The organism is Parafrankia soli (assembly GCF_001854695.1).
Classification (GTDB): domain Bacteria; phylum Actinomycetota; class Actinomycetes; order Frankiales; family Frankiaceae; genus Parafrankia; species Parafrankia soli.
Genome location: NZ_MAXA01000148.1, coordinates 1 through 1,858 on the forward strand (window position 1 = coordinate 1; position 1,858 = coordinate 1,858).

5 protein-coding genes are annotated in these 1,858 nt (G+C 72.9%); all 5 read right to left on the bottom strand.

Going from position 1 to position 1,858, the window contains the following annotated elements; all coding sequences use genetic code 11:
- Positions 1–107: 107 nt before the first annotated feature.
- From BBK14_RS13330 to BBK14_RS13350, 5 genes are read right to left on the bottom strand one after another with little or no spacing between them, the layout of a single operon-like run.
- A complete protein-coding gene (locus BBK14_RS13330) occupies positions 108–782 on the bottom strand; it encodes an NUDIX domain-containing protein (protein ID WP_157904256.1) in 675 nt (224 codons plus the stop codon).
- 32 nt (positions 783–814) lie between these two features.
- A complete protein-coding gene (locus BBK14_RS13335) occupies positions 815–1,105 on the bottom strand; it encodes a hypothetical protein (RefSeq protein ID WP_071062433.1) in 291 nt (96 codons plus the stop codon).
- Entirely contained in the window at positions 1,105–1,302 is a 198-nt protein-coding gene (locus BBK14_RS13340) for a hypothetical protein (protein WP_071062435.1), read from the bottom strand. Before BBK14_RS13340 ends, BBK14_RS13335 begins: the two co-directional genes overlap by 1 nt.
- A gap of 30 nt (positions 1,303–1,332) precedes the next feature.
- Complete coding sequence (locus tag BBK14_RS13345; protein WP_071062437.1) at positions 1,333–1,551, bottom strand: hypothetical protein; 219 nt, start codon at positions 1,549–1,551, stop codon at positions 1,333–1,335.
- Complete coding sequence (locus BBK14_RS13350; protein WP_071062439.1) at positions 1,551–1,748, bottom strand: hypothetical protein; 198 nt, start codon at positions 1,746–1,748, stop codon at positions 1,551–1,553. Before BBK14_RS13350 ends, BBK14_RS13345 begins: the two co-directional genes overlap by 1 nt.
- Positions 1,749–1,858: the final 110 nt, after the last annotated feature.

Consider the following 1,858-nt stretch of genomic DNA (forward strand, 5'->3'; position numbering starts at 1 on the left):
GATGCCGAGCGCGCGGACGAACGTCCGCCGCGGCGGGCCACCCCAGCCCGGGCGGGAGGCGTTGACCACCCCGTCGATGTCGAGCAGCCAGACGGCGGGTCGGCTCGTCATCGGGCGCGGGCGCCTTCGGGCACGAGCGCCAGCAGCGCCTCGTGGGCGGTGTAGAGCTGCCCGCCGTCGGCGGTCACCGCGACGCGCAGCGTGTCGAGGTCGGGGAACGGCCACCAGCGGGCGTCGGTGGCGTCGCTGCCCGCCCTCGGCTTCGTCTCGTGCATTTGGATCAGGGCCACGGTCGAGGCGACCCAGGCCCAGTCGGTGTTACGGGGATCCTCGACGACCCGCCGGTCGAGGATCTGTGCGGCGAACGTGCCGTAGCTGAGGCTGGTCTCCTCGCCGAACTCGCGTGCGAGGGCGACGCTGGCGGTCTCTCCGGGGTCGACCATCCCGCCGGGGATCGCCCAGTGCCCGCAGTCGCCGCGGYGGATGAGCAGCACCCTCCGGTCGGCGCCGGCGCCAGCGACCGCGATGGGGTCCACCGCGGCGTTCTCTCCCCAGACGCCGAKGTCGCGGCCGATGCGTCCAGTGGGACCGGCGGGGTTGACCGGGCGGCCGTCAACGACGTCGAACGGGACGACGGCGCGAGCCTGCCGGGCGGGCCAGTCGGTGATCTCGCGGGGGTCGAGCACGGTGTCGTGGACCCAGCCATCGCGGACGCTGGCCGCGATGCCGTCGGCGCGTAGTTCGGGTGGGGTGATGTCGATGGCGGCGTAGCTGTGGGGCATGAAGTCTCTCCGCTGGTTCACGGCGTTCCGGTTCATGTGGCGGGCCCACCACCGGAGCAGGGTTGGCCGTTGCGGCGGTGGGCCGCGGGATGTCCGTCGGCACGCTGGACGTGGCTGGTGTGGCAGGTGCTGCACTCGACGCGCGGCAGGCGCATCCGGCCGTTACGGGTCGCGCCGGTGGACTCCCGCATCCACGCCGTCGCCCCCGCAGCGAACCCGCCGGTACGGGCCGCCTCGGCGCCCACCCGGCGGGCGCGGGCCGCCTGCTCGTCGTGAGCGGCGTCCATCTCCAGCTGGCGGGCGAGCCAGTCGACCAGGCCCATCAGATCTCGCCGGCCTCGGCGAACGCGGCGACCGCGAGTCTCGCCAGGACGCAGCCCCGAACCTGACCCACGACGATGGGACCCCCGCCAGGGTCCTGACTGGTCAGCAGCCAGTAGACCTCGGTGACGAGGCCGGGTTCGGCTTGGACGGCGGCGTAGACGGTGCCGTCCTCGCTGGTCTGCGGTGGCACGTGCATCGACCTTCCTCCGATCGGTACAGGTGGGCCTTACTCGTCTCCGTTGACCTGGACGCGCACTGCGGCGGCGATCTGGTCGACGAGGGCGGTCAGCTCATCCGGGGACCCCTCGACAACCAGGGCGGTGGYGTACTCGTTGCCGATCACCAGGGCGTGGTCCGCGACGACGTCGTCGCCGAGTTCGGTGCCGGGGCCGACGAGAGCGACCGGGGTGAACGGGGCCGGGATGTGCTCGTAGCGCGCACTCATCAGTCCTCGATCTCCTGGGTGAAATCGGGGTCGACCCAGCGGTACCCACGCCCCGACAGGGGCTGGATCTGGACCTGGGTGCGGCCGTAGCTGACGCGGGCGTCGGTGATCCTGACGCCGACGAGGAGCTTGCCGGTGACGGGGGCGAGCCAGAGCCGGTCGGTGCCGACGAGCTCGCGGGCCTCGGTGAGGGTCACGGGCGGTCCCGACCCGTCGTGTCGGCCGCGGCGAGCAGGGTGTCGCGCTCGTCGTCTGTCAGCAGCCGTGCGGGGCCGTCGACCTCCACGAACTGGCGGGGCCAGGCCAT

Coding starts and splice junctions, on each gene's coding strand:
- BBK14_RS13340 (WP_071062435.1), bottom strand. CDS start 1,302: ATGCACGTGCCACCGCAGACCAGCGAGGACGGCACCGTCTACGCCGCC.
- BBK14_RS13335 (WP_071062433.1), bottom strand. CDS start 1,105: ATGGGCCTGGTCGACTGGCTCGCCCGCCAGCTGGAGATGGACGCCGCT.